The organism is Leisingera aquaemixtae (genome assembly GCF_001458395.1).
Lineage (GTDB): Bacteria > Pseudomonadota > Alphaproteobacteria > Rhodobacterales > Rhodobacteraceae > Leisingera > Leisingera aquaemixtae.
In genome coordinates this window covers 128,816-151,920 of sequence record NZ_CYSR01000040.1, presented here as the reverse complement: position 1 = coordinate 151,920, position 23,105 = coordinate 128,816, and the positions used below count along the sequence as shown (strand labels likewise).

The 23,105-nt window shown below is 65.0% G+C and carries 20 protein-coding genes and 5 tRNA genes; 10 read left to right on the top strand and 15 right to left on the bottom strand.

The features are described 5' to 3' along the window. Positions 1-7 precede the first annotated feature (7 nt). Positions 8-1,153, bottom strand: coding sequence for a pyridoxal phosphate-dependent aminotransferase (locus PHA8399_RS20865; RefSeq protein WP_058288166.1), 1,146 nt, complete (start codon positions 1,151-1,153; stop codon positions 8-10). 22 nt (positions 1,154-1,175) lie between these two features. On the opposite strand from PHA8399_RS20865, the gene PHA8399_RS20860 reads away from it, so the two are divergent. After that, entirely contained in the window at positions 1,176-2,531 is a 1,356-nt protein-coding gene (locus PHA8399_RS20860; protein WP_208856356.1) for a M48 family metalloprotease, read from the top strand. Next, positions 2,528-3,292, top strand: coding sequence for a DsbA family protein (locus tag PHA8399_RS20855; RefSeq protein ID WP_058288005.1), 765 nt, complete (start codon positions 2,528-2,530; stop codon positions 3,290-3,292). Before PHA8399_RS20860 ends, PHA8399_RS20855 begins: the two co-directional genes overlap by 4 nt. A gap of 78 nt (positions 3,293-3,370) precedes the next feature. Here the strand turns inward: PHA8399_RS20855 and ispG are convergent, their stop codons facing one another. From ispG to hemA, 3 genes are all read right to left on the bottom strand, one after another. Further along, the gene (ispG, locus tag PHA8399_RS20850) at positions 3,371-4,492 is read right to left on the bottom strand and encodes a flavodoxin-dependent (E)-4-hydroxy-3-methylbut-2-enyl-diphosphate synthase (protein WP_058288004.1); all 1,122 of its coding nucleotides are present in this window, start codon (positions 4,490-4,492) and stop codon (positions 3,371-3,373) included. A 100-nt stretch (positions 4,493-4,592) separates the two neighbouring features. Next, positions 4,593-5,798: a helix-turn-helix domain-containing protein gene (locus PHA8399_RS20845; RefSeq protein ID WP_058288003.1), complete on the bottom strand. Its 1,206-nt coding sequence runs from the start codon at positions 5,796-5,798 to the stop codon at positions 4,593-4,595. 128 nt (positions 5,799-5,926) lie between these two features. Further along, positions 5,927-7,162, bottom strand: coding sequence for a 5-aminolevulinate synthase (hemA, locus tag PHA8399_RS20840; RefSeq protein WP_058288002.1), 1,236 nt, complete (start codon positions 7,160-7,162; stop codon positions 5,927-5,929). 366 nt (positions 7,163-7,528) lie between these two features. Between hemA and PHA8399_RS20835 the strand changes: the two genes are divergently transcribed. The 4 genes from PHA8399_RS20835 to PHA8399_RS20820 all read left to right on the top strand — a co-directional run bounded on the left by PHA8399_RS20835 (position 7,529) and on the right by PHA8399_RS20820 (position 10,921). Further along, positions 7,529-8,920, top strand: a complete 1,392-nt coding sequence (locus PHA8399_RS20835) for a M20/M25/M40 family metallo-hydrolase (protein ID WP_058288001.1) — start codon at positions 7,529-7,531, stop codon at positions 8,918-8,920. Between the two features lie 311 nt (positions 8,921-9,231). Next, positions 9,232-10,110 carry an alpha/beta fold hydrolase gene (locus PHA8399_RS20830; RefSeq protein WP_058288000.1) on the top strand — a complete coding sequence of 293 codons (879 nt, stop codon included), beginning with the start codon at positions 9,232-9,234 and terminating at the stop codon, positions 10,108-10,110. A gap of 128 nt (positions 10,111-10,238) precedes the next feature. Then, positions 10,239-10,460, top strand: coding sequence for a hypothetical protein (locus tag PHA8399_RS20825; protein ID WP_058287999.1), 222 nt, complete (start codon positions 10,239-10,241; stop codon positions 10,458-10,460). 59 nt (positions 10,461-10,519) lie between these two features. Continuing rightward, positions 10,520-10,921: a nuclear transport factor 2 family protein gene (locus PHA8399_RS20820; RefSeq protein ID WP_244270275.1), complete on the top strand. Its 402-nt coding sequence runs from the start codon at positions 10,520-10,522 to the stop codon at positions 10,919-10,921. Positions 10,922-10,965: 44 nt separating this feature from the next. Here the strand turns inward: PHA8399_RS20820 and PHA8399_RS20815 are convergent. From PHA8399_RS20815 to PHA8399_RS20785, 7 genes are all read right to left on the bottom strand, one after another. Then, positions 10,966-11,042 (bottom strand) — tRNA-Asp (locus tag PHA8399_RS20815). A gap of 82 nt (positions 11,043-11,124) precedes the next feature. Continuing rightward, a tRNA-Asp gene (locus tag PHA8399_RS20810) sits at positions 11,125-11,201 on the bottom strand. An 82-nt stretch (positions 11,202-11,283) separates the two neighbouring features. Next, positions 11,284-11,360 (bottom strand) — tRNA-Asp (locus PHA8399_RS20805). A gap of 199 nt (positions 11,361-11,559) precedes the next feature. Beyond that, positions 11,560-11,635, bottom strand: a tRNA-Val gene (locus tag PHA8399_RS20800). A 75-nt stretch (positions 11,636-11,710) separates the two neighbouring features. After that, positions 11,711-12,280, bottom strand: a complete 570-nt coding sequence (locus PHA8399_RS20795) for a histidine phosphatase family protein (protein ID WP_058287998.1) — start codon at positions 12,278-12,280, stop codon at positions 11,711-11,713. A 115-nt stretch (positions 12,281-12,395) separates the two neighbouring features. Continuing rightward, positions 12,396-12,470 (bottom strand) — tRNA-Val (locus tag PHA8399_RS20790). Between the two features lie 123 nt (positions 12,471-12,593). Next, on the bottom strand, positions 12,594-13,049 hold the full coding sequence (locus PHA8399_RS20785; protein WP_058287997.1) for an Lrp/AsnC family transcriptional regulator: 456 nt from the start codon (positions 13,047-13,049) through the stop codon (positions 12,594-12,596). 133 nt (positions 13,050-13,182) lie between these two features. Between PHA8399_RS20785 and PHA8399_RS20780 the strand changes: the two genes are divergently transcribed. Further along, positions 13,183-14,238: a Glu/Leu/Phe/Val family dehydrogenase gene (locus PHA8399_RS20780; protein WP_058287996.1), complete on the top strand. Its 1,056-nt coding sequence runs from the start codon at positions 13,183-13,185 to the stop codon at positions 14,236-14,238. Between the two features lie 322 nt (positions 14,239-14,560). Here PHA8399_RS20780 and lon read toward each other — a convergent pair whose 3' ends face one another. The 4 genes from lon to tgt all read right to left on the bottom strand — a co-directional run bounded on the left by lon (position 14,561) and on the right by tgt (position 20,368). Then, positions 14,561-16,972 carry an endopeptidase La gene (lon, locus tag PHA8399_RS20775; RefSeq protein ID WP_058287995.1) on the bottom strand — a complete coding sequence of 804 codons (2,412 nt, stop codon included), beginning with the start codon at positions 16,970-16,972 and terminating at the stop codon, positions 14,561-14,563. 244 nt (positions 16,973-17,216) lie between these two features. Beyond that, positions 17,217-17,876, bottom strand: a complete 660-nt coding sequence (locus tag PHA8399_RS20770; protein ID WP_244270274.1) for a hypothetical protein — start codon at positions 17,874-17,876, stop codon at positions 17,217-17,219. A gap of 140 nt (positions 17,877-18,016) precedes the next feature. Further along, positions 18,017-19,099, bottom strand: a complete 1,083-nt coding sequence (locus PHA8399_RS20765; protein ID WP_058287993.1) for an alkene reductase — start codon at positions 19,097-19,099, stop codon at positions 18,017-18,019. 138 nt (positions 19,100-19,237) lie between these two features. Then, positions 19,238-20,368 carry a tRNA guanosine(34) transglycosylase Tgt gene (gene tgt / locus PHA8399_RS20760; RefSeq protein WP_058287992.1) on the bottom strand — a complete coding sequence of 377 codons (1,131 nt, stop codon included), beginning with the start codon at positions 20,366-20,368 and terminating at the stop codon, positions 19,238-19,240. 70 nt (positions 20,369-20,438) lie between these two features. On the opposite strand from tgt, the gene rimK reads away from it, so the two are divergent. From rimK to PHA8399_RS20745, 3 genes are all read left to right on the top strand, one after another. Continuing rightward, a complete protein-coding gene (gene rimK / locus PHA8399_RS20755) occupies positions 20,439-21,845 on the top strand; it encodes a 30S ribosomal protein S6--L-glutamate ligase (protein WP_058287991.1) in 1,407 nt (468 codons plus the stop codon). 75 nt (positions 21,846-21,920) lie between these two features. After that, positions 21,921-22,811: an SPFH domain-containing protein gene (locus PHA8399_RS20750; RefSeq protein ID WP_058287990.1), complete on the top strand. Its 891-nt coding sequence runs from the start codon at positions 21,921-21,923 to the stop codon at positions 22,809-22,811. Continuing rightward, on the top strand, positions 22,811-23,089 hold the full coding sequence (locus PHA8399_RS20745; RefSeq protein WP_027237185.1) for an NfeD family protein: 279 nt from the start codon (positions 22,811-22,813) through the stop codon (positions 23,087-23,089). Before PHA8399_RS20750 ends, PHA8399_RS20745 begins: the two co-directional genes overlap by 1 nt. Positions 23,090-23,105 lie beyond the last annotated feature (16 nt).

The window sequence follows — 23,105 nt, the reverse complement described above, 5'->3', positions numbered from 1 at the left end:
CCCCGGCTCAGTCCCTGGACGCCATGTAAAGCGCCAGACGCGCCAGCCCCTCCTCGATATCCGCGGTGGAGCGCGCATAGGAGAACCGCAGCGTGGTGGCACCGCGGACGGGGTCGAAATCCAGACCCGGCGTCACTGCAACGCCAGCCTTTTCAAGGATTTCCGCGGCAAAGCTGCGGCTGTCACTGGTCAGGTCCGACACATCCGCATAGACATAGAACGCCCCGTCTGGCGGCGCGATTTTGGTGAAACCGGCCTTGGGCAGCCCCTCCAGCATCAGCTGGCGGTTCCTTGCGTAGACAGCTAGGTTCTCCCGCAGCTCGTCTTCGCAATCGAGTGCGGCCAGCGCCGCCACCTGGCTGGCGTGTGGCGCGCAGATGAACATGTTCTGGGCAATCCGCTCCACCACCCGCACATGGTCCTCCGGCACCACCATCCAGCCCACCCGCCAGCCGGTCATCGAGAAGAACTTGGAGAAGGAGTTGATCACGTAGCATTCATCCGTCAGCTCCAGCGCGGTCACCGCCTTCGCCTCATACTCCAGCCCGTGATAGATCTCGTCGGAGATGAAGCTGGCGCCTTCCGCCTGAGCGGCATCGATCAGCGCCCCCATCGCCGCGTGGTCCAGCATGGTGCCGGTCGGGTTGGCGGGCGAGGCCACCATCAGCCCGGCCAGCTTCTGCCCCTTGAGGTCTGCTGTCACCGGCTGCAACCGGTTTTCAGGGGCAGTCTGGATGTCCACCGGGGTCAGCCCCAGCGCCTTCAGGATCTGCCGGTAAGACGGATAGCCCGGCGCGCCGATGCCCACCCGGTCGCCGCTGTCGAACAGCGCCGTGAAGCTGAGCAGAAAGGCGCCCGAGGAGCCCGGCGTCACAATCACCCGCTCCGGGTTCAGATCGACGTTGTACCAGTCACCGTAGAGCCGCGCGATTCGCTTGCGCAGCTCCGGCAGGCCAAGCGCAACGGTGTACCCCAACGCGTTGTTTTCCAGCGCGTTCCCCAACGCCCTGAGCGCCCCGGCGGGCGCCCCGGTCGAGGGCTGCCCGACCTCCATATGGATGATGTGGCGGCCGGCCTCCTCAGCCTTGCGGGCGGCCTCCATCACATCCATCACAATAAACGGATCAACACTGGAGCGGCTTGAGTTTCGCATTCTGATCTCCCATGGTGCGCGCATGAGTTTTGACCGTTTCTTCCGGCTGGCGTCAATCCCGGCTCTTGTGGTTTGCGCGCTGCTGCAATTTGCAGCGGCCGCGCAGGCGGCGTCGATTTCGCTGCTGCGGGACCCGGATATCGAACACGGTCTGAACCGGCTGGCCGCCCCTGTTCTGCGCGCTGCCGGGCTGAACGCCGCGCGGATGCGGATCCTGCTGGTCAACGATTCCTCCTTCAACGCGTTCGTTTTGGATTCACGAACGATTTTCGTGCATTACGGGCTGATCCTGAAGGTCACCAGCCCGGAAATGCTGCAGGCGGTGATCGCCCATGAGGCCGCCCATATCACCAATGGCCACCTGGCGCGGCGGATGCAGAACCTGCGCTCTGCCAACAGCGCTGCGGGGCTGGGCCTGGCGCTGTCGGTGCTGGCCGCCGCGGCCGGCAGCGGGGAAGCCGCCGCCGGCATCGCCATCGGCAGCCAGAATTCCGCGCTGCGCAGTTTTCTGGCTCATACGCGGGCCGAAGAAAGCTCTGCCGACCGCTCCGCCGCCGATTACCTCAACCGCGCAGGCATCAGCCCGCAGGGCCTGGTCGACCTGCACCGCACCTTTGCCGGCCAAGAGGTGCTGAGCGCCGGCAGCCAGGACCCTTATACCCGCTCCCACCCGCTCAGCCGCGACCGCATCCGCGCTGCCCAGGCGTATCTGGCAGCGCATGGCGACAGCGGCCAGGCCAGTCCGGAGGCGCGATACTGGTTTGCCCGCGTCCGCGGCAAGCTGTCGGCCTTCACCCGGGCTCCGAAATGGACCCTGCGCCGGGTGCGCGAGGAGCAGTACAAGGATGTCCGCCTGATGCGCGAGGCCGCGGCCTATCACCGGCAGAACAGCCTGAAGAAAGCGCTGTCAGCGGTGAACAGCGCCCTGGCCGTGCGCCCCTCCGATCCCTTCTACCATGAGCTGAAGGGCCAGATCCTGATCGAAAACCGCCAGTGGAACGCTGCGCTCGCCGCCTATGGCAAGGCCGTCAGCCTGGCCCCCAGCGACGCGCTGATCCTGACCGGATACGGGCGCGCGCAGCTGGCCGCGGGCCAGCCCAAGGCCGCGCTCAAATCCATGGAGCGCGCCCGCGCCATCGACTTCCGCAACCCGGTGCTGCTGCGCGACATGTCGCTGGCCTATGCCCAGACCGGACAGACCGGGATGGCCGCCCTGGTCACCGCCGAACGCTATGCCTTGCAAGGGCGTCTGGATGACGCCGGCATTCACGCCAAACGGGCCGTGGCCCAGCTGCCAGCAGGATCCCCCGCCGCCCGGCGGGCGCAGGATGTGCTGTCGGCCTATGAACAAGCTCAGAAGAGAAAGAGAAGAAAATGACCCCTTTCACCCGCACCGCCACCGCGGCAGCCGCTGCCCTTGCCCTGCTGGGCGCCCCGGCGCAGGCCTTTGACATCAACGCCATGTCGGATGCCGAGCGCGAGGCCTTTGGCGAGCAAGTGCGCGAATACATCCTGGCGAACCCCGAGCTGATCCTGGAGGCGGTCGACCTCCTGGAGGAGCGCCAGCAGCAGGCGGAGGCCGCCCGCGATGACGTCCTGGTTGCCGATAACCTGGAAGAGCTGCAGAACGACGGCTATTCCTGGGTGGGCGGCAACCCAGATGGCGATATCACCCTGGTCGAGTTCATGGACTACCGCTGCGGCTACTGCCGCCGCGCCGCGCCGGAAGTGGAGAAGCTTTTGGAAAGCGACGGCAATATCCGCCTGGTGATCAAGGAATTCCCGATCCTCGGCGAAGCCTCGGTGCTGTCCTCGCGCTTTGCGGTCGCAACCAAGCAGGTGGCCGGGGACGACGCCTACAAGCAGGTGCATGACGCGCTGATCGCGTTTGGCGGCGAGCCGAATGAAGTGGCCCTGCGCCGCCTGGCCGAAGGGCTGTCGCTGGATGCAGACCCGATCTTTGCCAGAATGGACAGCGAGGAAGTGACCGCCGAACTGCGCCAAACCCGCGAGCTGGCGCAGAAGATGGCGATCTCAGGCACCCCGACATTCGTGCTGGGCACCGAACTGCTGCGCGGCTACCTGCCTGCTGACCAGATGGAGATCATGGTGGCGGAGATCCGCGAGAAGCAGAGCTGAGGTTCCTGCCGGACCGGCGGAACCGGGGCTCTGCCCCGGACCCCGGAGTGCTTTTGGAAAGATGAAGCAGCTGGAGCTTTACTCCGCCGCCTCCTGGGCCGCCTCGATCTGGGCGGCTTTTTTCTCGACCTCTTCGACGATGTGGTCGACCATCTGCGCGTTGGACATCTTGTGGCTGGCCTTGCCCGCCAGATAGACCATGCCGGAACCCGCGCCGCCGCCGGTGAAGCCGACATCCGTCATCAGCGCCTCGCCCGGGCCGTTTACCACGCAGCCGATGATGCTGAGGCTCATCGGGGTGTGGATATGCGCCAGCCGTTCTTCCAGCGCTTCCACCGTCTTGATCACGTCGAACCCCTGCCGCGCACAGCTGGGGCAGGAGATGATGTTGACGCCGCGGTGGCGCAGGCCAAGGGACTTGAGGATCTCAAAGCCCACCTTCACCTCCTCCACCGGATCGGCCGAGAGGCTGACGCGCAGGGTGTCGCCGATGCCCATCCACAACAGCTGGCCCAGGCCGATTGCCGATTTGATGGTGCCGGAGACAAAGCCGCCCGCCTCGGTAATGCCGAGGTGGATCGGCGCGTCGGTGGCGTCCGCCAGCTGCTGATAGGCGGCGGCGGACATGAACACGTCGGAAGCCTTCACCGAGATCTTGAAGTTGTGGAAGTCGTGGTCCTGCAGGATCCGGATGTGGTCAAGGCCTGACTCCACCATCGCCTCCGGGCAGGGTTCGCCGTATTTTTCCAGAAGGTGCTTTTCCAGGCTGCCCGCATTCACCCCGATCCGGATCGCGCAATTGTGGTCGCGGGCGGCCTTGATCACCTCGGCCACGCGTTTCTCGTCGCCGATGTTGCCCGGGTTGATGCGCAGGCAGGCGGCGCCGGCCTCGGCGGCCTCGATGCCGCGCTTGTAGTGGAAGTGGATGTCGGCGACGATCGGCACCGGGCTTTCGCGCACGATCTCCTTCAGCGCCCTGGAGGACGCCTCATCCGGCACCGAGACCCGCACCAGACCGGCGCCCGCCTCTGCCGCGGCCTGCACCTGCGCCACGGTCGCCGCCACATCGGTGGTCAGCGTGTTGGTCATCGTCTGTACCGCAATCGGGGCATCGCCGCCGACGGGCACGTTGCCGACATGGATCTGGCGGCTTTTGCGGCGCTCGATATGGCGCCAGGGGCGGATGTGGTTCATCGACATGAGGTTCGTGTCCCGGCTGGATCCTGTTAGCGCCTAGATACGCGCAGCAGCGCCGCCCTGCAATGGCTGGCGCCCGGTTCAAAGAGGAAACGGAGGGGGATTATTCGGCGGGCGGCGCAGGCTGCAGCTGTGCCACCAGGGTGGCCAGCGCCTCGTTGCGGCCATCCTGCAGGTCGGCCAGCTCGAACCGGCCGGTGATCGCCTCCATCGACAGATCGATGTTCTTGGACACCTGGCCGCGCTTTCCAACCGGGCCGAAATGCTCGCCGTTCACCGCAAAATAGATGGCGCTGCTTTCCCCGGTGCGCAGACGCGGTGCATCCTCGGTCATCGGCACTTCGAACCGCTGGCCCGCATCCATGATGGTTTCCAGAATCACGCTGCCGTCGGCTGCGGTGACCTGCACCCAGGACGGTCGCACCGCCACCATTTCCACGCCCGGTTCAACCTCGGCCACCACCTGCGGCACCGGCTGTGACAGCGCGTCTTCCCCGTAGCTCATGCTGGCGTCGGCCAGGGCGACGCTGGGCAGCTCCGGCGCGGCGAAGTTGCCGATGGTGGAGGGGTCCAGGGTCGAAATCGGCGCATCGCGGGCGATCAGCACCGGCACATCCAGCGCCTGCGGGCGGTAAAGCCGGTCAAGCGCCTCGGCCGCCGGGTCCTGGCTGCCTTCGGCGGTTTCCAGCACCGCGCTGCTGAGCGGGTCGAGATCCGCCAGCACCGCCGGGGTCTGATCCACCGGCGCAAATTGCACCTGCTGCACCTCCTTCAGGACGGCCCAGCCGCCATAGGTGATGCCGCCGATCAGCGCCGTCAGTACCATCAGCGACCCGACCGCGCGCGGTTCGATCTGGCTGAGGAAACTGCTGGGCGCGGGAATGAACGGTGTATTGGGCGAGGCAAACGCATCGCCGCCCAGCCCGGTGGACTTGGCGGCCGGCGCCGCGCCGGTCTTGCTGCGGCTGGACGCCTCGGCAGACATGCCGTGGGCGACGGAAAACCCGCTTTCCTGGCAGAAATCCTGGAACGCCTGCTCGGCATCCATATTGAGGTAACGCGCGTAGGAGCGCACGTAGCCTGCGATGAAGCCGGGCGTGTCAAACGCGGAAGGGTCGGAGTTTTCGATGGCGGCGATGTAGGAGGCCTTGATCCGCAATTCGCGCTGGACGTCGAGCAGGGATTTTCCCATTGTCGCCCGCTCGCCGCGCATCACGTCGCCAAGCTTCAGTTCGAAATCATCAAAACCCTTGGGCTCTGCTGTTTCGCCATGCTCTTCCTGCTTGCGCTGGGTGAAGCGCCCGATCATGCCTGCCGTCCCATAAATGCCTGCCGCCTCGTTTCAGAGTGGTGAAGGAATCACAGTCGCGACTCAGATCCACTCATTGGTTGACAGCAGCGTAACACACTCAGCGTTAATTTACACTGATCAGTATGTTACCCGGCAAGTTCGGCACGATTCAGCGCACAATGCGACCATAATGAGTCCATCGCCTTGACCAGCGCGTCAATCTCCTTGGGGCCGTGCACGGGCGACGGCGTAAAGCGCAGGCGCTCGGTGCCGCGCGGCACGGTGGGGAAATTGATCGGCTGCACGTAGATGCCGTAGTCTTCCAGCAAGTGGTCGGAGAGTACCTTGGTATGGACCGGGTTGCCGACAATCACCGGCACGATGTGGCTGCCATGGTCGATGATCGGCAGACCCAGCCCCTTAAGCCGCAGTTTCAGCACCTTGGCCTGGTCCTGATGCTTGTCGCGCAGGTCCTGCGCCCCCTTCAGGTAGGCAACCGAGGCCGCCGCCCCTGCCGCCACCGCAGGCGCCAGCGAAGTGGTGAAGATGAAGCCCGGCGCATAGGAGCGGATGGCGTCGCACATCTTGGCCGAAGCCGCGATATAGCCGCCCATCACGCCGTATGCCTTGGCGAGGGTGCCGTTGATGATGTCGATCCGGTGCGCCAGCTGGTCACGCTCGGTCACGCCGCCGCCGCGAGGGCCGTACATGCCGACCGCATGCACCTCGTCGATATAGGTGAGCGCGCCGAATTCCTCGGCCAGGTCGCAGATTTCCGCAATCGGGCCAAAGTCGCCGTCCATCGAATAAACCGATTCAAAGGCAATCAGCTTGGGCGCGCTGGGGTCATCGGCCTCCAGCAGCTCACGCAGATGCGCCACGTCATTGTGGCGGAAGATGCGCTTGGCACCGCCATTGCGGCGCACGCCTTCGATCATCGAGGCATGGTTCAGCGCGTCGGAATAGATGATCAGCCCCGGAAACAGCTTGGGCAGCGTGCTCAGCGTCGCGTCGTTGGCGATATAGGCAGAGGTGAACAGCAGCGCCGCTTCCTTGCCGTGCAGATCGGCCAGTTCGGCCTCCAGCTGCTTGTGATAGACCGTGGTGCCGGAAATGTTGCGGGTGCCGCCGGAGCCTGCGCCGGTTGCGTTGATGGCGTCATGCATCGCGTCCAGCACCACCGGATTCTGGCCCATGCCGAGGTAGTCGTTACCGCACCAGACAGTGATGTCCTGCTTGCTGCCATCAGGCCGGTTCCACACCGCATGCGGGAAATGGCCCTTCTTGCGCTCGATGTCGATGAAGGTCCGGTAGCGTCCCTCTTGGTGCAGGCTGCCAATTGCAGCATCCAGTTTCGCGGTATAGTCCACCGGCATCTCCATAGCTAATTGTGCTCCTTCGAAGCACGCGGGCTGTGTAAAGGGCTTGGCCGTCCGGCAATTAAACCACATTCACGTTCAGGAATGGTTACCGCAGGCCTCCCCTTCGATCAACTGCATACCCGCAGGCAAGGGTGCGCAACATTGATGCAGGTCAAATAGAACTTAATCAAAGGACGGGCAAGGACAGCTGCGGCCAACCTGCGTCCGTTTACGTCGTGTTCCGTGCGCATTCCAGCAGCGGCAGCCCGGACGAGACAGCAGAAATCCTGCGCTGCCCCCTCTGGCCCCTTGCCGAGGGCACTGCTAGGGTCCGCGGCAAATTGGTCCAAATTCCGGGCCTTCCCCCGGCAAACAGGAGAGCATGAGATGGCACTGAATGACGTTCTGGACCGGATCGACGCAGAGCTGGACGCCGCCACCGGGCGGCTGATGGAGCTGTTGCGCATCCAGTCGATTTCCACCAATCCGGCCTATAAGGCAGAGTGCGACCAGGCCGCCGGCTGGCTGGTTGAGGATTTGAAATCCATCGGGATCAAGGCGGAGAAACGCGCAACCCCGGGCCATCCGATGGTGGTGGGCCACGTGGGCGAGGAGAATACCGATGTCCCGCATGTGCTGTTTTACGGCCATTACGATGTGCAGCCGGTCGACCCGCTGGACCTGTGGAAGACACCGCCGTTTGAGCCGCAGCTGGAGGACACTCCGAACGGCACCGTGATCCGCGGCCGCGGCGCGTCGGACGACAAGGGCCAGCTGATGACCTTTGTCGAGGCCTGCCGCGCCTGGAAGGACGTGAACGGCTCCCTGCCCTGCCGCATCACCTTTTTCTTCGAAGGCGAAGAGGAGAGCGGCTCCCCCTCGCTGATCCCCTTCATGGAGGCCAACGCCGAGGAGCTTAAAGCCGACATCGCGCTGATCTGCGACACGTCGATGGTGTCGCGCGGAGTGCCGTCGATCTCCTCGCAGCTGCGCGGCATGCTGAAGGATGAATTCACCATTATTGGCCCGCGCATCGACCTGCACTCCGGCCATTACGGCGGTCCCGGCCTGAACCCGCTGCGGGTGCTGTCCGAAGTGGTTGCCTCCTTCTATGACAACGACACCGGGCGCGTCGCGGTGGAAGGCTTCTATGAAGGCGTGCATGAGGTGCCGGAAGACCAGCTGCGCCAGTGGCAGACCTGCGGCTTTGACGAGGCCGAGTACCTGAATTCCGTCGGCTACACCCGCCCGCACGGCGAAACCGCCTATTCCACCCTGGAACAGCAATGGGCCCGCCCGACGCTGGAGGTGAACGGCCTCTGGGGCGGCTACAACGGCGCCGGCTCAAAGACCGTGATTCCGTCGGAAGCGCACTGCAAAATCACCTGCCGCCTGGTCGGCGACATGGATCCGGACGCGCTGCGCAGCAAGATCCGCAAACACGTCGAGGACCGCCTGCCGGTGGATGCCGCGGTGCGCTGGGACAACGACCTGGAAGGCTCGCCCGCCTCGGTGATGAACATCTCCCGGCCCGAATTCGAAGCCGCCCGCGGCGCGCTGTCGGACGAGTGGCAGCGCGAGGCGGTGTTCTGCGGCATGGGCGGCTCGATCCCGATCGCCGGCTACTTCAAGTCGATCCTCGACATGGACGCGATGCTGATCGGCTTTGCCAATGATGACGACGCCATCCATTCCCCGAACGAGAAATACGACCTGAAAAGCTTCCACAAGGGCATCCGCTCCTGGGCCCGTGTCCTGGACGCCCTGACCGCGAAGTGATGAACCGCGGGCGGACGCTTCTCCGCGCTCCGCCCGTGCCGCAGTTCCCGGGCTGAAGCCGCGCAAGCGAACGCTCCCGCCCGTCATCGGGCCTCTGGCAAGGCCCTCTTCCCGTTGGGCATGGCGCCGCTGGCGCGGCGCGCGCCGTGCGCCAGCACGGCGCCGGGCCCAAGGCTTGTGGGGCTGCATCTTTGATGCGGCGCCAAGGCGCGGGAGCCCCCTCCCCGGTGCCAAAACGCAGCGGCAGGCTTGATCCTGAGCCGCCGGCAGGGTCCAATCCCGGAAACCCGCCGCCGCGAAGGGAGAAGACCATGCCAGCATCGCCTCAATCCGGCACCTTGCAGGTGAACGGCCAGCAGATCGCCTATACTCTGCGCGGCGACGGCCCGCCGCTGCTTTTGCTGCACGGCTTCCCGCAGACCAAGGAAATGTGGGAGGAGGCCGCCCCCGCCCTCGCCCGCCGCTTCACCGTGGTGACGGCGGATCTGCGCGGCTACGGCGTCAGCTCCAAACCCGAAGGTGTGGAGGCCATGAGCTTCCGCAACATGGCCGCCGACCAGCTGGCGCTGATGCGCTCCCTGGGCTTCCCCCGCTTTCACCTGGCGGGCCACGACCGCGGCGGGCGCACTGCGCACCGGCTGGCGCTCGACGCGCCAGAGGCGGTGGCCAGCCTCACGGTGATGGACATTATCCCGACCCACCTGCTGCTGGACCAGCTGACGCAGAAGGTGGCCCGCGCCTATTACCACTGGTTTTTCCTGGCCCAGCCCGCGCCGCTGCCGGAGCGGATGATCGGCGCCGATCCGCAGGCCTATTTCGAAAGCTGCCTGCTGGGCTGGGGCGGCGCCTCCCTGTCTGATTTCCCGGCGCCGGCGCTGGCGGCCTACCGCCGCGCCTGGGCGGATCCGGCCTGCGTCCACGCCATGTGCAACGATTACCGCGCCGCCATCGACGTCGATTTCCACCACGATGCCCGCGACCTGGGCCGCAAGGTGCACTGCCCGGCGCTGGTGCTTTACGGGGCAGACGGCGCCATGGCCAGGGCCTATGACGTCGCCGCAACCTGGGCGCCGCACCTGCAGGACATGACCGCGCGAGGCATCCCCGGCGGGCATTTCTTCATCGACAGCAGCGCCCGCGAAACCGCCGCCGCACTGCTGGAGTTCCTCAGCCCTCTGCCGCCCCTGTAACCGCCCCGCAGCGCGGCACCTCTCCGCCGCAATTTGCGTTCGTTTTACGCACGCGGATTAAGACTTGCTTATCGCTCTTGGCCTAGCCTGCCCGGTAGCACGCAAGACCTTACAGACGGAGACAGCAGATGGTTCAAAGCAGGTTCAAACGGCCTTCCGGATTCGAGGGCAACCAGACCGACCCGGAGGAAAGCTACCGCGCCGGCTATCAGCACGGCACCCGCGTCCTGCTGCGCTACCTGGAGGCCAATCCCAAACCCGATCTGGACCACATCAAGAAGTGGGTGAACGCCGAGCTGACCGGCTGGCGCCACGACACTAGCGCGGAACCGGTGCCGCCTGCGCTCTGAAGGCCGCTGCTGCAAACCGGCCGCTTGCCTGACCTGCCTCCCGCGGTCAGGCTGGCGTCATGACACAAATGATTCCGACTGACGGCCCGCAACTGAACGAAATCCTCACCCTGGAGACCAGCGTTTGGGAGGCCATGGTTCTCGGCGACCGGCATTTAGACGCGCAAGTCCTCGCTGACAGCTTTCTGGGCGTCTACCCCAGCGGCTTTGCAGGCAAAGCCGATCACTGCGAGCAGCTCAAGGACGGGCCAGTGGTGGCCGAATACAGGCTGAGCAGCGCCCGCCTGCGCTGCATCGGCAATGCTGCTGCACTGCTCTCCTACCGCGCGTCCTACCGGTCATCAGGCTCTGCGGAATGGAAGGTAATGCTGATATCGTCACTCTGGGAGAAAGAAGGCGGGAAGTGGCTCAACACATTCAGCCAGGACACCCCGGAAACAGGGGGCAGGATGCACGAATGACGTCCAGCATTGCCTGGTAGAGGCATCATTAGAAAAGGGGAAAGTGGCGCGGTTGACGGGGCTCGAACCCGCGACCCCCGGCGTGACAGGCCGGTACTCTAACCAACTGAGCTACAACCGCATTTTCGCCTTGCGGCGGACCGTCTCCGGTCCGGTTCCCCTCCGGGGCGGATCCTGATTGACCCCAGGATGGGGTGCAGCAGTGGCGCGGTTGACGGGGCTCGAACCCGCGACCCCCGGCGTGACAGGCCGGTACTCTAACCAACTGAGCTACAACCGCATTTTCGCCTTGCGGCGGACCGTCTCCGGTCCGGTTCCCCTCCGGGGCGGATCCTGATTGACCCCAGGATGGGGTGCAGCAGTGGCGCGGTTGACGGGGCTCGAACCCGCGACCCCCGGCGTGACAGGCCGGTACTCTAACCAACTGAGCTACAACCGCCCGCTGCAAATCCAGCATCGCTGCTGAATGTTGGGCTGTAATATTCCCACCCCCCTAAGCCGTCAAGCCGTGTTTTGCCTTTTTCCGAACTTTCCGGAAAAAAAATGACCTGCGCCAGACAACCCCCTGAAACGGCAGGAAAAACACCTTATCAGCACCGCCTCATGGGCGAACTTCGATCTTGTGCTGCAAGGGGGGATGGTGGGTCGTGAGAGGCTCGAACTCCCGACATCTTCGGTGTAAACGAAGCGCTCTACCAACTGAGCTAACGACCCGATGAGCGGGGATTTAGACAAAGCCGCCCGGCAGTTCAAGAGCAAAAAGCAGATTTTTCGACCAGCCCGGCCCGGTCACTCCAGAACCGTCTCCGCCCCGTTTTCCAGCACATAGACACAGCCCTGCCCGTTCGGCAGCGCCGCCATCCGGTCCCGGCTCAGCCCGCAGACGATACCGCGCATCACCTGCCCCAACAGCCCATGCGCCACCACCACCGACGGGCCGGTCAGCGACTGCATGAAGTCCAGGATGCGGCCATGGAAGCTGTCATACCCCTCGCCGCCGGGCGCTTCGCAGAACAGGTCCAGATTGTACGGGTTCTCCCCGTGGATTTGCGGGTACTGAGCTGCAACCTCTGCCAGCGTCATGCCCTGGAAATCTCCGGCAAAGGCTTCCGCCAGGCGGGGATCGGTCACAAATGGCGCGCCGCCCAGGGCAATATCCGCCGTCTGCTGCGCCCGGCCCAGGGGCGAGGCATAACAGGCCGGGGCCTGTTCCATCACCGGCGCCATCAGCGCAGCCTGCCGGCGGGCGTGCTGAACCCCCAGCGGCGTAAGCGGCGATTCCAGCTGGCCCTGGATGCGCCGCTCGGCGTTCCATTCGGTCTGCCCATGCCGCAGCAGCCAGATTTTCGGAAATTGCATCACGCGCCCCCTGCCCGGTTTCTCGGGCAAATTGGTAGCCGCAAGCCGCCGCCAGCGAAACCCCGGAAACGGAAAAAGGCGCTCAACCTTCGCAGGGAGCGCCTTTCCGGAAAAATGGTGGGTGATAAGAGATTTGAACTCCTGACATCTTCGATGTGAACGAAGCGCTCTACCACTGAGCTAATCACCCGTGAGGCAGGCTTTTAACGCCCGGATGCAGGCTCCGCAAGAGGGCCGGCAGAAGATTTTTGCCCCTCGCGCGTATTTTCTTCACGCGCGGTTGCAGCCGCCCGCGGACGGCGCCGTGACTTGCTCAGCAGGCGGGCAGCGCGTCGCGCTGGATCATCGTGCGCAGAGTAAAGCTGGAGCGCGTGTTGCGGATACCCGGCACCCGCATCAGCTTGTCTTCCAGGAACCGGTCGAAATCCGGCAGATCCTCGGCCACCACCCGCAAGAGGATATCCCGGGTGCCGGTCATCAAATAGCATTCCATCACCTGATCGAACCGGCGAACCGCGTTTTCAAAGGCGCTGAGCGCTTCGGTGGATTGCCTGTCCAGTTCCACAGCCACAAAGATGGTGACAGGCAGCCCCAGCTTGGCCTGATCGACGCGGGCGGAATAGCCGGAGATCACGCCGCTCTCCTCCAGGCTGGCGACCCGGCGGGCGCAGGGCGTGGGCGACAGCCCGACCATGCCGGACAGTTCCGAAATCTTCAGCCGCCCGTTGCGCTGAAGCGCGGCGACAATCTTGCGGTCAATCGAATCCATGGCGGTTTTCCCTAAACGTGACGCCCTTGTTGGAGGTTACCACCAAAACAGCCGATTCCCGCACCGCTTTTTGGTGAAAACCGGCGCTGCGGGCCCGCTATTATTCCGGGAAGGTTTAGGAGGATCAAACCAAATGACAGTGACTGCCGTCGCATCCAGCAGCCATGAAGAGATTTACCGCGTCGAGGAGCCGTCCGTTGGCCTCCTGGGCTTTATCGCCGTGCATTCCACCCGCCTGGGCCCGGCCGCCGGCGGCCTGCGCATGCGGCCCTACGCCAGCGAAGACGAAGCGCTGACCGACGTCAAACGCCTCAGCGAAGGCATGACCTACAAGAACGCGGCCGCGGGGCTGACGCTGGGCGGCGGCAAGGCTGTGATCATCGGCGATCCCGCCAAGCACAAGACGCCTGAGCTGCTGCGCGCCTTTGCCCGCGCCATCGAGAGCCTGGACGGCCGCTACATCACCGCCGAGGACATGGGCATGAGCCCGGCGGATATGGCCGTCCTGGCGGAGGAAACCCGCTTTGTGGCGGGCCTCGCGGACGGCGAGTTCGCCAGCGGCGACCCCTCGCCGATCACCGCACGCGGTATCTTCAACGCCATCCGCACCACCCGCGCCCGCAAGCACGGCAGCCGCGACCTGTCCGGCGTCACCGTGTCGGTGCAGGGCCTGGGCCACGTCGGCTGGTACCTCTGCCAGTTCCTGCACGAGGCCGGCGCCAAACTGGTTGTCACCGACATCGACGAGAGCCGTGTGGAGCGGGCGATCGAAGAGTTCGGTGCCAAGGCAGTGCCGCTGGCGGAGATCTACGGCGCCGAGGCGGACGTCTTTGCCCCCTGTGCCATAGGCGGCATCCTGAACGCCCAGACCATCCCCCAGCTGCAGGCAGACATCGTCGCAGGCGGCGCCAACAACCAGCTGGCCACGGCAGAGGACGGCGCGGCGCTGCATGCCCGCGGCATCCTCTATGCGCCCGACTTCGTGGCCAACGGCGGCGGCATCATCAACGTCGCCACCGAGATCCAGAAGATCAAGGACCGCGAGGGCTTTGTCGCCGAGAAGCTGCGGGCGCTGGATGAGACCATGGCAGCGATCCTGACCCAGGCCCAGGCGGCGGACGTCAGCCCGGCGGAAATGGCCATCGCCACCGTGCAGGCCAAGATGGAGAAGGCCAGCAAGGCCGCCTGATCCCTTAGTCCGGCGCGGCCGCGGGGCACTCCCGCGGCTGAACGGTCCCCGGCCTGCGGCCGGACCCCATCCTGCCTTTGGGCCTGGCGGCCTGGCCCTTCCGGGCAGGCCGCGCGCCGCACCCCGGGTGCGGCGCCACGCCCAACGGGAGCGGATGCGCCCTCGCGCATCCGGCAACGGGCGGGAGGACTGCCTGAGCGCGCGCCCGGTGTGCCAGTGACATAACAGCCCCGCTCAGAAGGGCCGGAACGGAAGAGAACACCTGAAAAAGGGCGGCCCCGCGGGACCGCCCTTTCTATTTTCCAGCAAGCTGAGGCCGGGATCAGTGGGCGGTTGCCCCCGCCCCCTCGTCAGAGCCTTTCAGCGCCGCCTTGGCCGCGGCAGCCTCCTCAGCCGCTTCATCCCATTCGATGGGCTCAGGCTGCGAGACCAGCGCGTGCATCAGCACTTCGGAGACATGCGACACCGGGATGATCTCCAGACCTTCCTTCACATTGTCCGGAATCTCCGGCAGGTCCTTTTCGTTTTCCTGCGGGATCAGCACCGTCTTGATGCCGCCGCGCAGCGCCGCCAGCAGCTTCTCCTTGAGCCCGCCGATGGCCAGCGCGTTGCCGCGCAGGGTCACCTCGCCGGTCATCGCAATGTCCTTGCGGACCGGGATCTGGGTCAGCACCGACACGATGGAGGTCACCATCGCGAGGCCCGCCGAGGGACCGTCCTTGGGCGTCGCGCCTTCCGGCACGTGCACGTGGATGTCCCAATGGTCGAACTTCGTCGGCTTGATGCCCAGTTTCGGCGAGACCGAGCGCACATAAGACGACGCCGCCTCGATCGATTCCTTCATCACATCGCCCAGCTTGCCGGTGGTCTTCATCCGGCCCTTGCCCGGCAGCCGCAGCGCCTCGATCGACAGCAGCTCGCCGCCGACGGAGGTATAGGCCAGACCGGTGACCACACCGACCTGGTCTTCCTTCTCGGCCAGGCCGAACCGGTACTTAGGCACGCCCAGGAACTCGTCGAGGTTGTCCGGCGTGACAGTGACGGTCTCCGCCTCTTTCTTGACGATCTTGGTCAGCGACTTGCGCGCCACCTTGGCGATCTCGCGCTCCAGGTTCCGCACCCCCGCCTCGCGGGTGTAGGTGCGGATCATCGCGGTCACCGCGTCCTCTGTCAGCTCGAACTCCTTGGCCTTCAGGCCGTGGTTCTTCACCTGCTTGGAAATCAGGTGCTGCTTGGCGATCTCGCGCTTTTCGTCCTCGGTGTAGCCGGACAGCGGAATGATCTCCATCCGGTCCAGGAGCGGCCCAGGCATGTTGTAGCTGTTCGAGGTGGTCAGGAACATGACGTTCGACAGGTCGTATTCAACCTCCAGGTAGTGATCCATGAAAGTGTTGTTCTGTTCCGGATCCAGCACCTCCAGCATCGCCGAGGCCGGGTCGCCGCGGAAATCCTGGCCCATCTTATCGATTTCATCGAGCAGGATCAGCGGGTTGGTGGTCTTTGCCTTCTTCAGCGCCTGGATGATCTTGCCGGGCATCGAACCGATATAGGTGCGGCGGTGGCCGCGGATCTCGGACTCGTCGCGCACGCCGCCCAGGCTGATGCGGATGAACTCGCGCCCGGTGGCTTTGGCAACCGATTTACCCAGGCTGGTCTTACCCACGCCCGGCGGGCCGACGAGGCACAGGATCGGCCCCTTCAGCTTGGCCGAGCGCTGCTGCACCGCCAGATATTCGACGATCCGCTCCTTGACCTTCTCCAGCCCGTAGTGATCCGCGTCCAGGATCTCCTGCGCCTTGTTCAGGTCTTTCTTGACGCGCGACTTGGTGCCCCACGGGATCGACAGCATCCAGTCGAGGTAGTTGCGCACCACCGTGGCTTCCGCCGACATCGGCGACATGTTCTTGAGCTTCTTCAGCTCCGCATCGGCCTTTTCGCGCGCCTCTTTCGACAGTTTGGTCGCGGCGATCTTCTCTTCCAGCTCGGCGATTTCGCCTGCGCCTTCCTCGCCGTCGCCCAGCTCCTTCTGAATGGCCTTCATCTGCTCATTCAGATAGTACTCGCGCTGGGTCTTCTCCATCTGGGATTTGACGCGGGTCTTGATCTTCTTTTCGACCTGCAGAACCGACAGCTCGCCCTGCATCAGGCCATAGACCTTCTCCAGCCGCTCGCTGACGGAGAGGGTTTCCAAAAGCTCCTGCTTGCGGTCGACGTCAATGCCCAGGTGGCCCGCCACCAGATCGGCCAACTTGGCCGGCTCGGCGGTTTCGCCCACGGCAGACAGCGCTTCCTCGGGGATGTTCTTGCGCACCTTGGCATAGCGCTCGAACTCGTCGCCCACGGTGCGCACCAGCGCCTCGGTGGTGGTGACGTCGCCAGGCATTTCCGCCAGCTCCTCGGCCTTCGCCTCGAAGTAGTCGTCGTTTTCCAGGAATTCGGTGATCTTGACCCGGGTCTGGCCCTCGACCAGCACCTTGACGGTGCCATCGGGCAGCTTCAGCAGCTGCAGCACATTGGCCAGCACGCCGACGGTGTAAATGCTATCGGTTTCCGGGTCGTCCTCGGAGGGGTCGATCTGGCTCGACAGCAGGATCTGCTTGTCGTCCGCCATCACCTCTTCCAGGGCGCGCACCGATTTTTCCCGGCCCACGAACAGCGGCACGATCATGTGGGGGAACACCACGATATCGCGCAGCGGCAGCACGGGATAGGAGGAATTGAGTGGCTCTTGCATACTCGGTCCTTTGCTTGGCAAGACGGCCCGGCCCCGGTCCCGGCAGCACTTGGCGCGTCTCCTCATTGGATGTCTTTATCTGGGGGGATGGTTAATGATTTTCAACCTGCCCGCCGCTTGGTTGGCCCCACCTTGCCCGCAGCGCGCCCGGACCACAAGGCGCAAATGACCGGAGGGTGACCAAAGCGCTAACGCGCCTGAGCAGGCGCCGGATCCGGCCAGTCAGCATGGCGGATTCCGCCATTCAGCGCCGCTCCAGCGTCACCAGGCCGCGCTCTATGCGGCCTGGTGCCCCGGTCTCGCTGTAGGTGCCGCTCATTCGCGACTGATCGATCAAGAACAATCGGTATGTCTGCTGCAAAACATGCCCCGTTCCGGTGTCCTGCTGCGCCTGAATGTTCAGCCGCAGCAGCTGATCCGGTCCGCAGGGCAAGGGGCCCAGGGCGATCTCGTCCAGAAACACCTCCGCATCGTCCGGCAGGTCGCCGCGGCCGGCGCTTTCGGCCCGCAGCCCGCTGCCCGGCGCCGGCGGCGCGCGGTCCTCAACCGCAACCGGCATGAACCCCAGCACGGGCGATCCCGCCACCAGCCGGCCGTTCCTGAAATCCAGCGACAGAATTTCACCGCTGCGCTGCGGCATCGGCTGCATTTCGACCCGCCCGGCCGAGACCAGACCCATTTCGCCCGGTCCCTTTTTCATGATCCAGCGCCCGCGCAAGGCGCTGGACTTGCCCTTGACCAGTTCCTCCAGCGTGAGCGTGCAGCCATCCAGCGGCGGCGCCTTGAAAAAACCCGATGCCTCCGCCAGCGATCCGGGAGAGCGGGCGGCGTCCTCAGTCTGAGCCTCAGCCGCCGGAGAGCTGCCCAGCAGAACCGCCAGAACAAATGCGCGCAACCAGGTCATCGCCATCCTCCCCGCTTTTGCGCGAGGGTAGCAGACAGGGTCTTCACAACAGGTGAACGGGCGCACCGAAACCCGCTGAAATGGCACCGGCGGCCGGGCGTTCGCTGCCCCGCCGCCGGTGCCTGATCAGGGCAGCAGCGCTATTCAGCCGCCTGCTGCATCACCGGGTAGTCGGTGTACCCCTCATCTCCGCCGCCATAGAAAGTGTCCGGATCGCCTTCGTTTAGCGGCGCGTTTGCTGCCAGCCGGTCCACCAGATCCGGGTTGGCGATGAAGGGGCGGCCGAAGGCCACCAGGTCAGCCTCGCCCGAGGCGGTCCGCGCCAGCGCGGTATCGCGGTCATAGCCGTTGTTGGCCATATAGGTGCCGGTATACATCTTCCGCAGGGTGTCAAAATCCCCGTCCCTTGCGCCGCCGGTCTCGCCTTCGACCATGTGCAAATAGGCCAGGCCATAGCTGTTCAATTTCTGGATGACCGGCGTGTAATGGCCCACGGGATCGCTGTCGGACACATCGTTGAAGGTGGCAAACGGCGACAGGCGCAGGCCGATGCGGCCGGCCTCCCAGACCGTCTGCAGCGCGTCGAGAATCTCGAAAACGATGCGGGCGCGGTTTTCCGGGGAGCCGCCATAGGCATCGGTGCGGGTGTTCACCCCGTCCTTCAGGAACTGCTCCAGAAGATAGCCGTTGGCCGCATGCAGCTCGACTCCGTCGAACCCCGCGTCTTTGGCGTATTTTGCGGCCTGCACAAAGTCGCCAATCACCCGCTGGATGCCTTCCGCGCTCAGCGCCTGCGGCTTGGCCGTCGGCACGAACCCTTCATGGGTGAACGTCTGCGCCTCTGCCGCGGCATCGGTCGAGGACACAGCCTTAGTGCCCTCGGGCAGCAGCGAGTCATGTGTGATCCGCCCGACATGCCACAGCTGAATGACGATCTTGCCGCCCTTGGCGTGGACAGCATCCGTGACCTTGCGCCAGGCCGCAGCCTGCGCCGCCGTGTGGATGCCGGGGGTCTGGATATACCCCTTGCCCTCGGGGCTGATCTGGCTGCCCTCGGTGATGATCAGGCCGGCGCCCGCCCGCTGGGCATAATATTCCGCATGCCGGTCCAGCACCTCGCCGGTTTCGTCATCAGCCCGGTTGCGGGTCAGCGGCGCCATGACAATGCGGTTGCTCAACGCGATTGCGCCAGCGGTGGTGGCGGAAAACAGTTCTTGGCTCACGGGGATGTCCCTCCGGTCAAAGTGTCCAGCAACAGGAACGTTGCCGGAATGACCTGAGCATTCCGCCCTGCGCTTTCAACCGGGCGTCAGCCACAGAACCTGCCCGCCCGCGCACAGTGACTGTTCAACCGTGCCCGTTCACAACCGCTCGATATCGCCTTGCGCGCGGGTGTCGTGGAAGTCCTTCTGCCAGGCGTCAAACGTGCCCGCGGCAATCGCCTCCCGCATTCCTCCCATGATCTCCTGGAAATAATGCAGGTTGTGCCAGGTCAGCAGCATGCCCGAGATCATCTCGTTCGAACGGAATACATGGTGCAGGTAGGCGCGGGAGTAGTTCGAGCAGGCCGGGCAGCTGCACTGCTCATCCAGCGGCCGCGGGTCGTCCTGGTGGCGGGCGTTCTTGATGTTCACCACGCCATAGCGGGTGAACGCCTGCCCGGTGCGCCCCGAGCGCGACGGCAGCACGCAGTCCATCATGTCGATGCCGCGCGCCACCGCGCCGACGATATCGTCAGGCTTGCCCACGCCCATCAGGTAGCGCGGTTTGTCCTCCGGCAGCATGTCCGGCGCAAAGTCCAGGCAGCCGAACATCGCCTCCTGCCCTTCGCCCACCGCCAGGCCGCCGACGGCATAGCCGTCAAAGCCGATGGCCTTCAGCGCCTCGGCGCTTTCCTCGCGGAAATCCCGCTCCAGCCCGCCCTGCTGGATGCCGAAAAGCGCGTGCCCCGGACGGTCTCCGAAGGTCTCGCGCGACCGCTCCGCCCAGCGCATCGACAGCCGCATGCTTTCAGCAATCCGGTCGCGGTCCGCCGGCAGCGCCGGGCATTCGTCGAAACACATCACGATGTCAGACCCCAAAAGCCGCTGGATCTCCATCGAGCGTTCCGGCGTCAGCTCATGCCGGGAGCCGTCGATATGGGATTTGAACGTCACGCCCTTCTCGGTCAGCTTGCGCAGGCCCGCCAGCGACATCACCTGGAACCCGCCCGAGTCGGTCAGGATCGGGCGTTCCCAGTTCATGAACTTGTGCAGGCCGCCCAGCCGGTCGATCCGCTCCGCCGTTGGGCGCAGCATCAGGTGATAGGTATTGCCCAGCAGGATGTCGGCCCCGGTCGCGCGCACGCTTTCCGGCATCATCGCCTTCACGGTCGCAGCCGTGCCAACCGGCATGAAGGCAGGCGTGCGGATCTCGCCGCGCGGCGTCTGGATCACGCCGGTGCGCGCTTTCCCGTCCGTTGCTTTCATTTCGAAGTTGAAAAGGGTAGCCATATCGTATTCCTGCGCTTCTCTGCCGCATTTGAAAGGCGGCGATTCCCCCTAATGCCAAGGAGCCCCGCGCATGTCCACAGCAGACCCGGCGCCGCAACTGAAACTCGGGTGGGAGGAGTGGGTCAGCCTGCCGGAACTGGGGCTGCCCGCGCTGCGCGCCAAGGTCGACACCGGGGCCCGCACCTCCTCGCTGCACGCCACTGAGATCGAAACCTTCGGGCCGCAGAACGCCCCCAAGGTGCGCTTCATGGTGCACCCGATCCCCGGCCAGTACGATCTGGAGATCCCCTGCTCCGCCCCGATCACCGACCGCCGCGAAGTCACCTCGTCCAACGGCGAAAAGGAAATGCGCTACGTGATCCAGACCAAGCTGGAGGTTGCGGGCCAGACCTGGACGGTTGAACTCACGCTGACCGACCGGCGCGGCATGGCCAAACACATGCTGCTGGGCCGCCAGGCGCTGACCGAAAACATGACCGTGGTGCCGGGCGAACGCTTCTGCCAGCCGCAGCTAGACTACTCGGTCTATTCCTCCGCCAGCATCCGCAAGACCGCCCCCAAACGCGCCCTGCGCATCGCTGTGCTCAGCCGCGAGGACAATTACTCCACCCGCCGCCTGGTCGAAGAGGGCGAAAAGCGCGGCCACACGGTCGAGGTGATCAACACCACCCGCTGCTACATGGCGATCAACGCGCTGGCGCCGGAAATCCACTATGACGGCAAGCGCCTGCCCCGCTATGACGCGGTGATCCCGCGCGTCGGCGCCTCGGTCACCCAATACGGCACCGCGCTCCTGCGCCAGTTCGAGGCGCTCGGCACCTTCTGCGTCAACGGCTCCGAAGGCATCACCGCCAGCCGCGACAAGCTGCACGCGCATCAGGTGCTGGCCCGCAACAAGATCGGCATGCCCGCCACCGCCTTTGCCGCCTCGCCCAAGGACACCGCCAACCTGATCGGCATCGCCGGCGGCGCGCCCTTGATCGTCAAGCTGTTGGAGAGCACGCAAGGAAAAGGCGTGGTGCTGGCGGAAACCAAGAAGGCCGCCGAAAGCGTGATCACCGCCTTCCGCGGCCTCCAGGCCAACTTCCTGGTGCAGCAGTTCGTCAAGGAAGCCGCGGGCGAGGACATCCGCTGCTTCGTGGTCGGCGCCAAGGTGGTGGCGGCGATGAAACGCTCCGGTGCCGAGGGCGATTTCCGCTCCAACCTTCACCTTGGCGGCAGCGCCACCCCGGTGCGCATCACCAAGGAAGAGCGCAGCACCGCCGTGCGCGCCGCCCGCGCCTTCGGCCTCAATGTGGCGGGCGTCGACCTGCTGCGGTCCGCCACCGGCCCCAAGGTGCTGGAGGTGAACTCTTCCCCCGGGCTGGAGGGGATCGAAAAGACCTCCGCCAAGAACATCGCCGCGCTGATCTATAACGAGATCGAAGACCGGGTCCGCCCGGCCCCGATGCGGCGCCTCAAACCCGCCGCCTCCTGATCTGCGGTTCCCCTTGACCTCCCCCGCGCGCCCGCACAATCCTGCGCGCAGAAGCTTGAAACAGAAGGCAGATTCATGACCGAAAACGACCTGCTCGACCTCTTGTCCGGTAATCTTCTCTATCTGCTGGGCGCCCTCCTGCTGATCATCGTCGCGCTCAAAGGGGTCAAGATCGTGCCCCAGTCGGAGAAATACGTGGTCGAGCGTTTCGGCCGCCTGCATTCGGTGCTGGGGCCGGGCATCAACTTCATCGTGCCCCTTCTCGACGTGGCCCGCCACAAGATCTCGATCCTGGAGCGCCAGCTCCCGAACGCCACCCAGGACGCGATCACCAAGGACAACGTGCTGGTGCAGATCGACACCTCCGTGTTCTACCGCATCCTTGAACCGGAAAAGACCGTCTACCGGATCCGCGATGTGGACGGCGCCATTGCCACCACCGTGGCCGGCATCGTGCGCGCCGAGATCGGCAAGATGGATCTGGACGAGGTGCAGTCGAACCGCGCCCAGCTGATCTCCCGCATCCAGGAAAGCGTCGAAAGCGCGGTGGATGACTGGGGCATCGAAGTGACCCGCGCCGAGATCCTGGATGTGAACCTCGACCAGGCCACCCGCGACGCCATGCTGCAGCAGCTCAACGCCGAGCGCGCCCGCCGGGCCGAGGTGACCAAGGCCGAGGGCCAGAAGCGCGCGGTCGAGCTGCAGGCCGATGCCGAGCTTTACGCCGCCGAGCAGACCGCCAAGGCCCGCCGCATCCAGGCCGAGGCCGAGGCCTACGCGACCCAGGTTGTCGCCAAGGCGATTGCCGAAAATGGCCTCGAGGCCGCCCAGTACCAGGTGGCGCTCAAACAGGTGGAATCGCTCAACGCCCTTGGCAAGGGTGAAGGCAAGCAGACCATTCTGGTCCCGGCTCACGCGCTGGAAGCCTTTGGCGATGCCTTCAAGCTGCTGAAAGGAAGCAAGTGATGGCAGATGGCTTCTGGACGCTCTGGTGGGTCTGGGCCGCGGCAGCGCTGGTGCTGGGCATCCTCGAAATCCTGGCGCCCGGGTTTGTCTTCCTCGGCTTCGCCATCGGCGCCGCCGCTGTGGCGCTGCTGCTGCTGGTGTCCGGCGGCAGCTGGGGCCTGCCCCTGCTGCTGCTGATCTTTGCCGGCCTGTCGCTGGCCGCCTGGCTGCTGCTGAAACGGCTGTTTGCCCTGCCCAAGGGCCAGGTCAAAACCTTCGATCACGATATCAACGACTGATCCGGCGGGCGGGCCG

Excerpts from the sequence above, each read along its gene's own strand:
- PHA8399_RS20865 (WP_058288166.1), bottom strand. The coding sequence starts at position 1,153 with ATGCGAAACTCAAGCCGCTCCAGTGTTGATCCGTTTATTGTGATGGAT.
- PHA8399_RS20860 (WP_208856356.1), top strand. The coding sequence starts at position 1,176 with ATGAGTTTTGACCGTTTCTTCCGGCTGGCGTCAATCCCGGCTCTTGTG.
- PHA8399_RS20855 (WP_058288005.1), top strand. The coding sequence starts at position 2,528 with ATGACCCCTTTCACCCGCACCGCCACCGCGGCAGCCGCTGCCCTTGCC.
- ispG (WP_058288004.1), bottom strand. The coding sequence starts at position 4,492 with ATGTCGATGAACCACATCCGCCCCTGGCGCCATATCGAGCGCCGCAAA.
- PHA8399_RS20845 (WP_058288003.1), bottom strand. The coding sequence starts at position 5,798 with ATGATCGGGCGCTTCACCCAGCGCAAGCAGGAAGAGCATGGCGAAACA.
- hemA (WP_058288002.1), bottom strand. The coding sequence starts at position 7,162 with ATGGAGATGCCGGTGGACTATACCGCGAAACTGGATGCTGCAATTGGC.
- PHA8399_RS20835 (WP_058288001.1), top strand. The coding sequence starts at position 7,529 with ATGGCACTGAATGACGTTCTGGACCGGATCGACGCAGAGCTGGACGCC.
- PHA8399_RS20830 (WP_058288000.1), top strand. The coding sequence starts at position 9,232 with ATGCCAGCATCGCCTCAATCCGGCACCTTGCAGGTGAACGGCCAGCAG.
- PHA8399_RS20825 (WP_058287999.1), top strand. The coding sequence starts at position 10,239 with ATGGTTCAAAGCAGGTTCAAACGGCCTTCCGGATTCGAGGGCAACCAG.
- PHA8399_RS20820 (WP_244270275.1), top strand. The coding sequence starts at position 10,520 with ATGACACAAATGATTCCGACTGACGGCCCGCAACTGAACGAAATCCTC.
- PHA8399_RS20795 (WP_058287998.1), bottom strand. The coding sequence starts at position 12,280 with ATGCAATTTCCGAAAATCTGGCTGCTGCGGCATGGGCAGACCGAATGG.
- PHA8399_RS20785 (WP_058287997.1), bottom strand. The coding sequence starts at position 13,049 with ATGGATTCGATTGACCGCAAGATTGTCGCCGCGCTTCAGCGCAACGGG.
- PHA8399_RS20780 (WP_058287996.1), top strand. The coding sequence starts at position 13,183 with ATGACAGTGACTGCCGTCGCATCCAGCAGCCATGAAGAGATTTACCGC.
- lon (WP_058287995.1), bottom strand. The coding sequence starts at position 16,972 with ATGCAAGAGCCACTCAATTCCTCCTATCCCGTGCTGCCGCTGCGCGAT.
- PHA8399_RS20770 (WP_244270274.1), bottom strand. The coding sequence starts at position 17,876 with ATGACCTGGTTGCGCGCATTTGTTCTGGCGGTTCTGCTGGGCAGCTCT.
- tgt (WP_058287992.1), bottom strand. The coding sequence starts at position 20,368 with ATGGCTACCCTTTTCAACTTCGAAATGAAAGCAACGGACGGGAAAGCG.
- rimK (WP_058287991.1), top strand. The coding sequence starts at position 20,439 with ATGTCCACAGCAGACCCGGCGCCGCAACTGAAACTCGGGTGGGAGGAG.
- PHA8399_RS20750 (WP_058287990.1), top strand. The coding sequence starts at position 21,921 with ATGACCGAAAACGACCTGCTCGACCTCTTGTCCGGTAATCTTCTCTAT.
- PHA8399_RS20745 (WP_027237185.1), top strand. The coding sequence starts at position 22,811 with ATGGCAGATGGCTTCTGGACGCTCTGGTGGGTCTGGGCCGCGGCAGCG.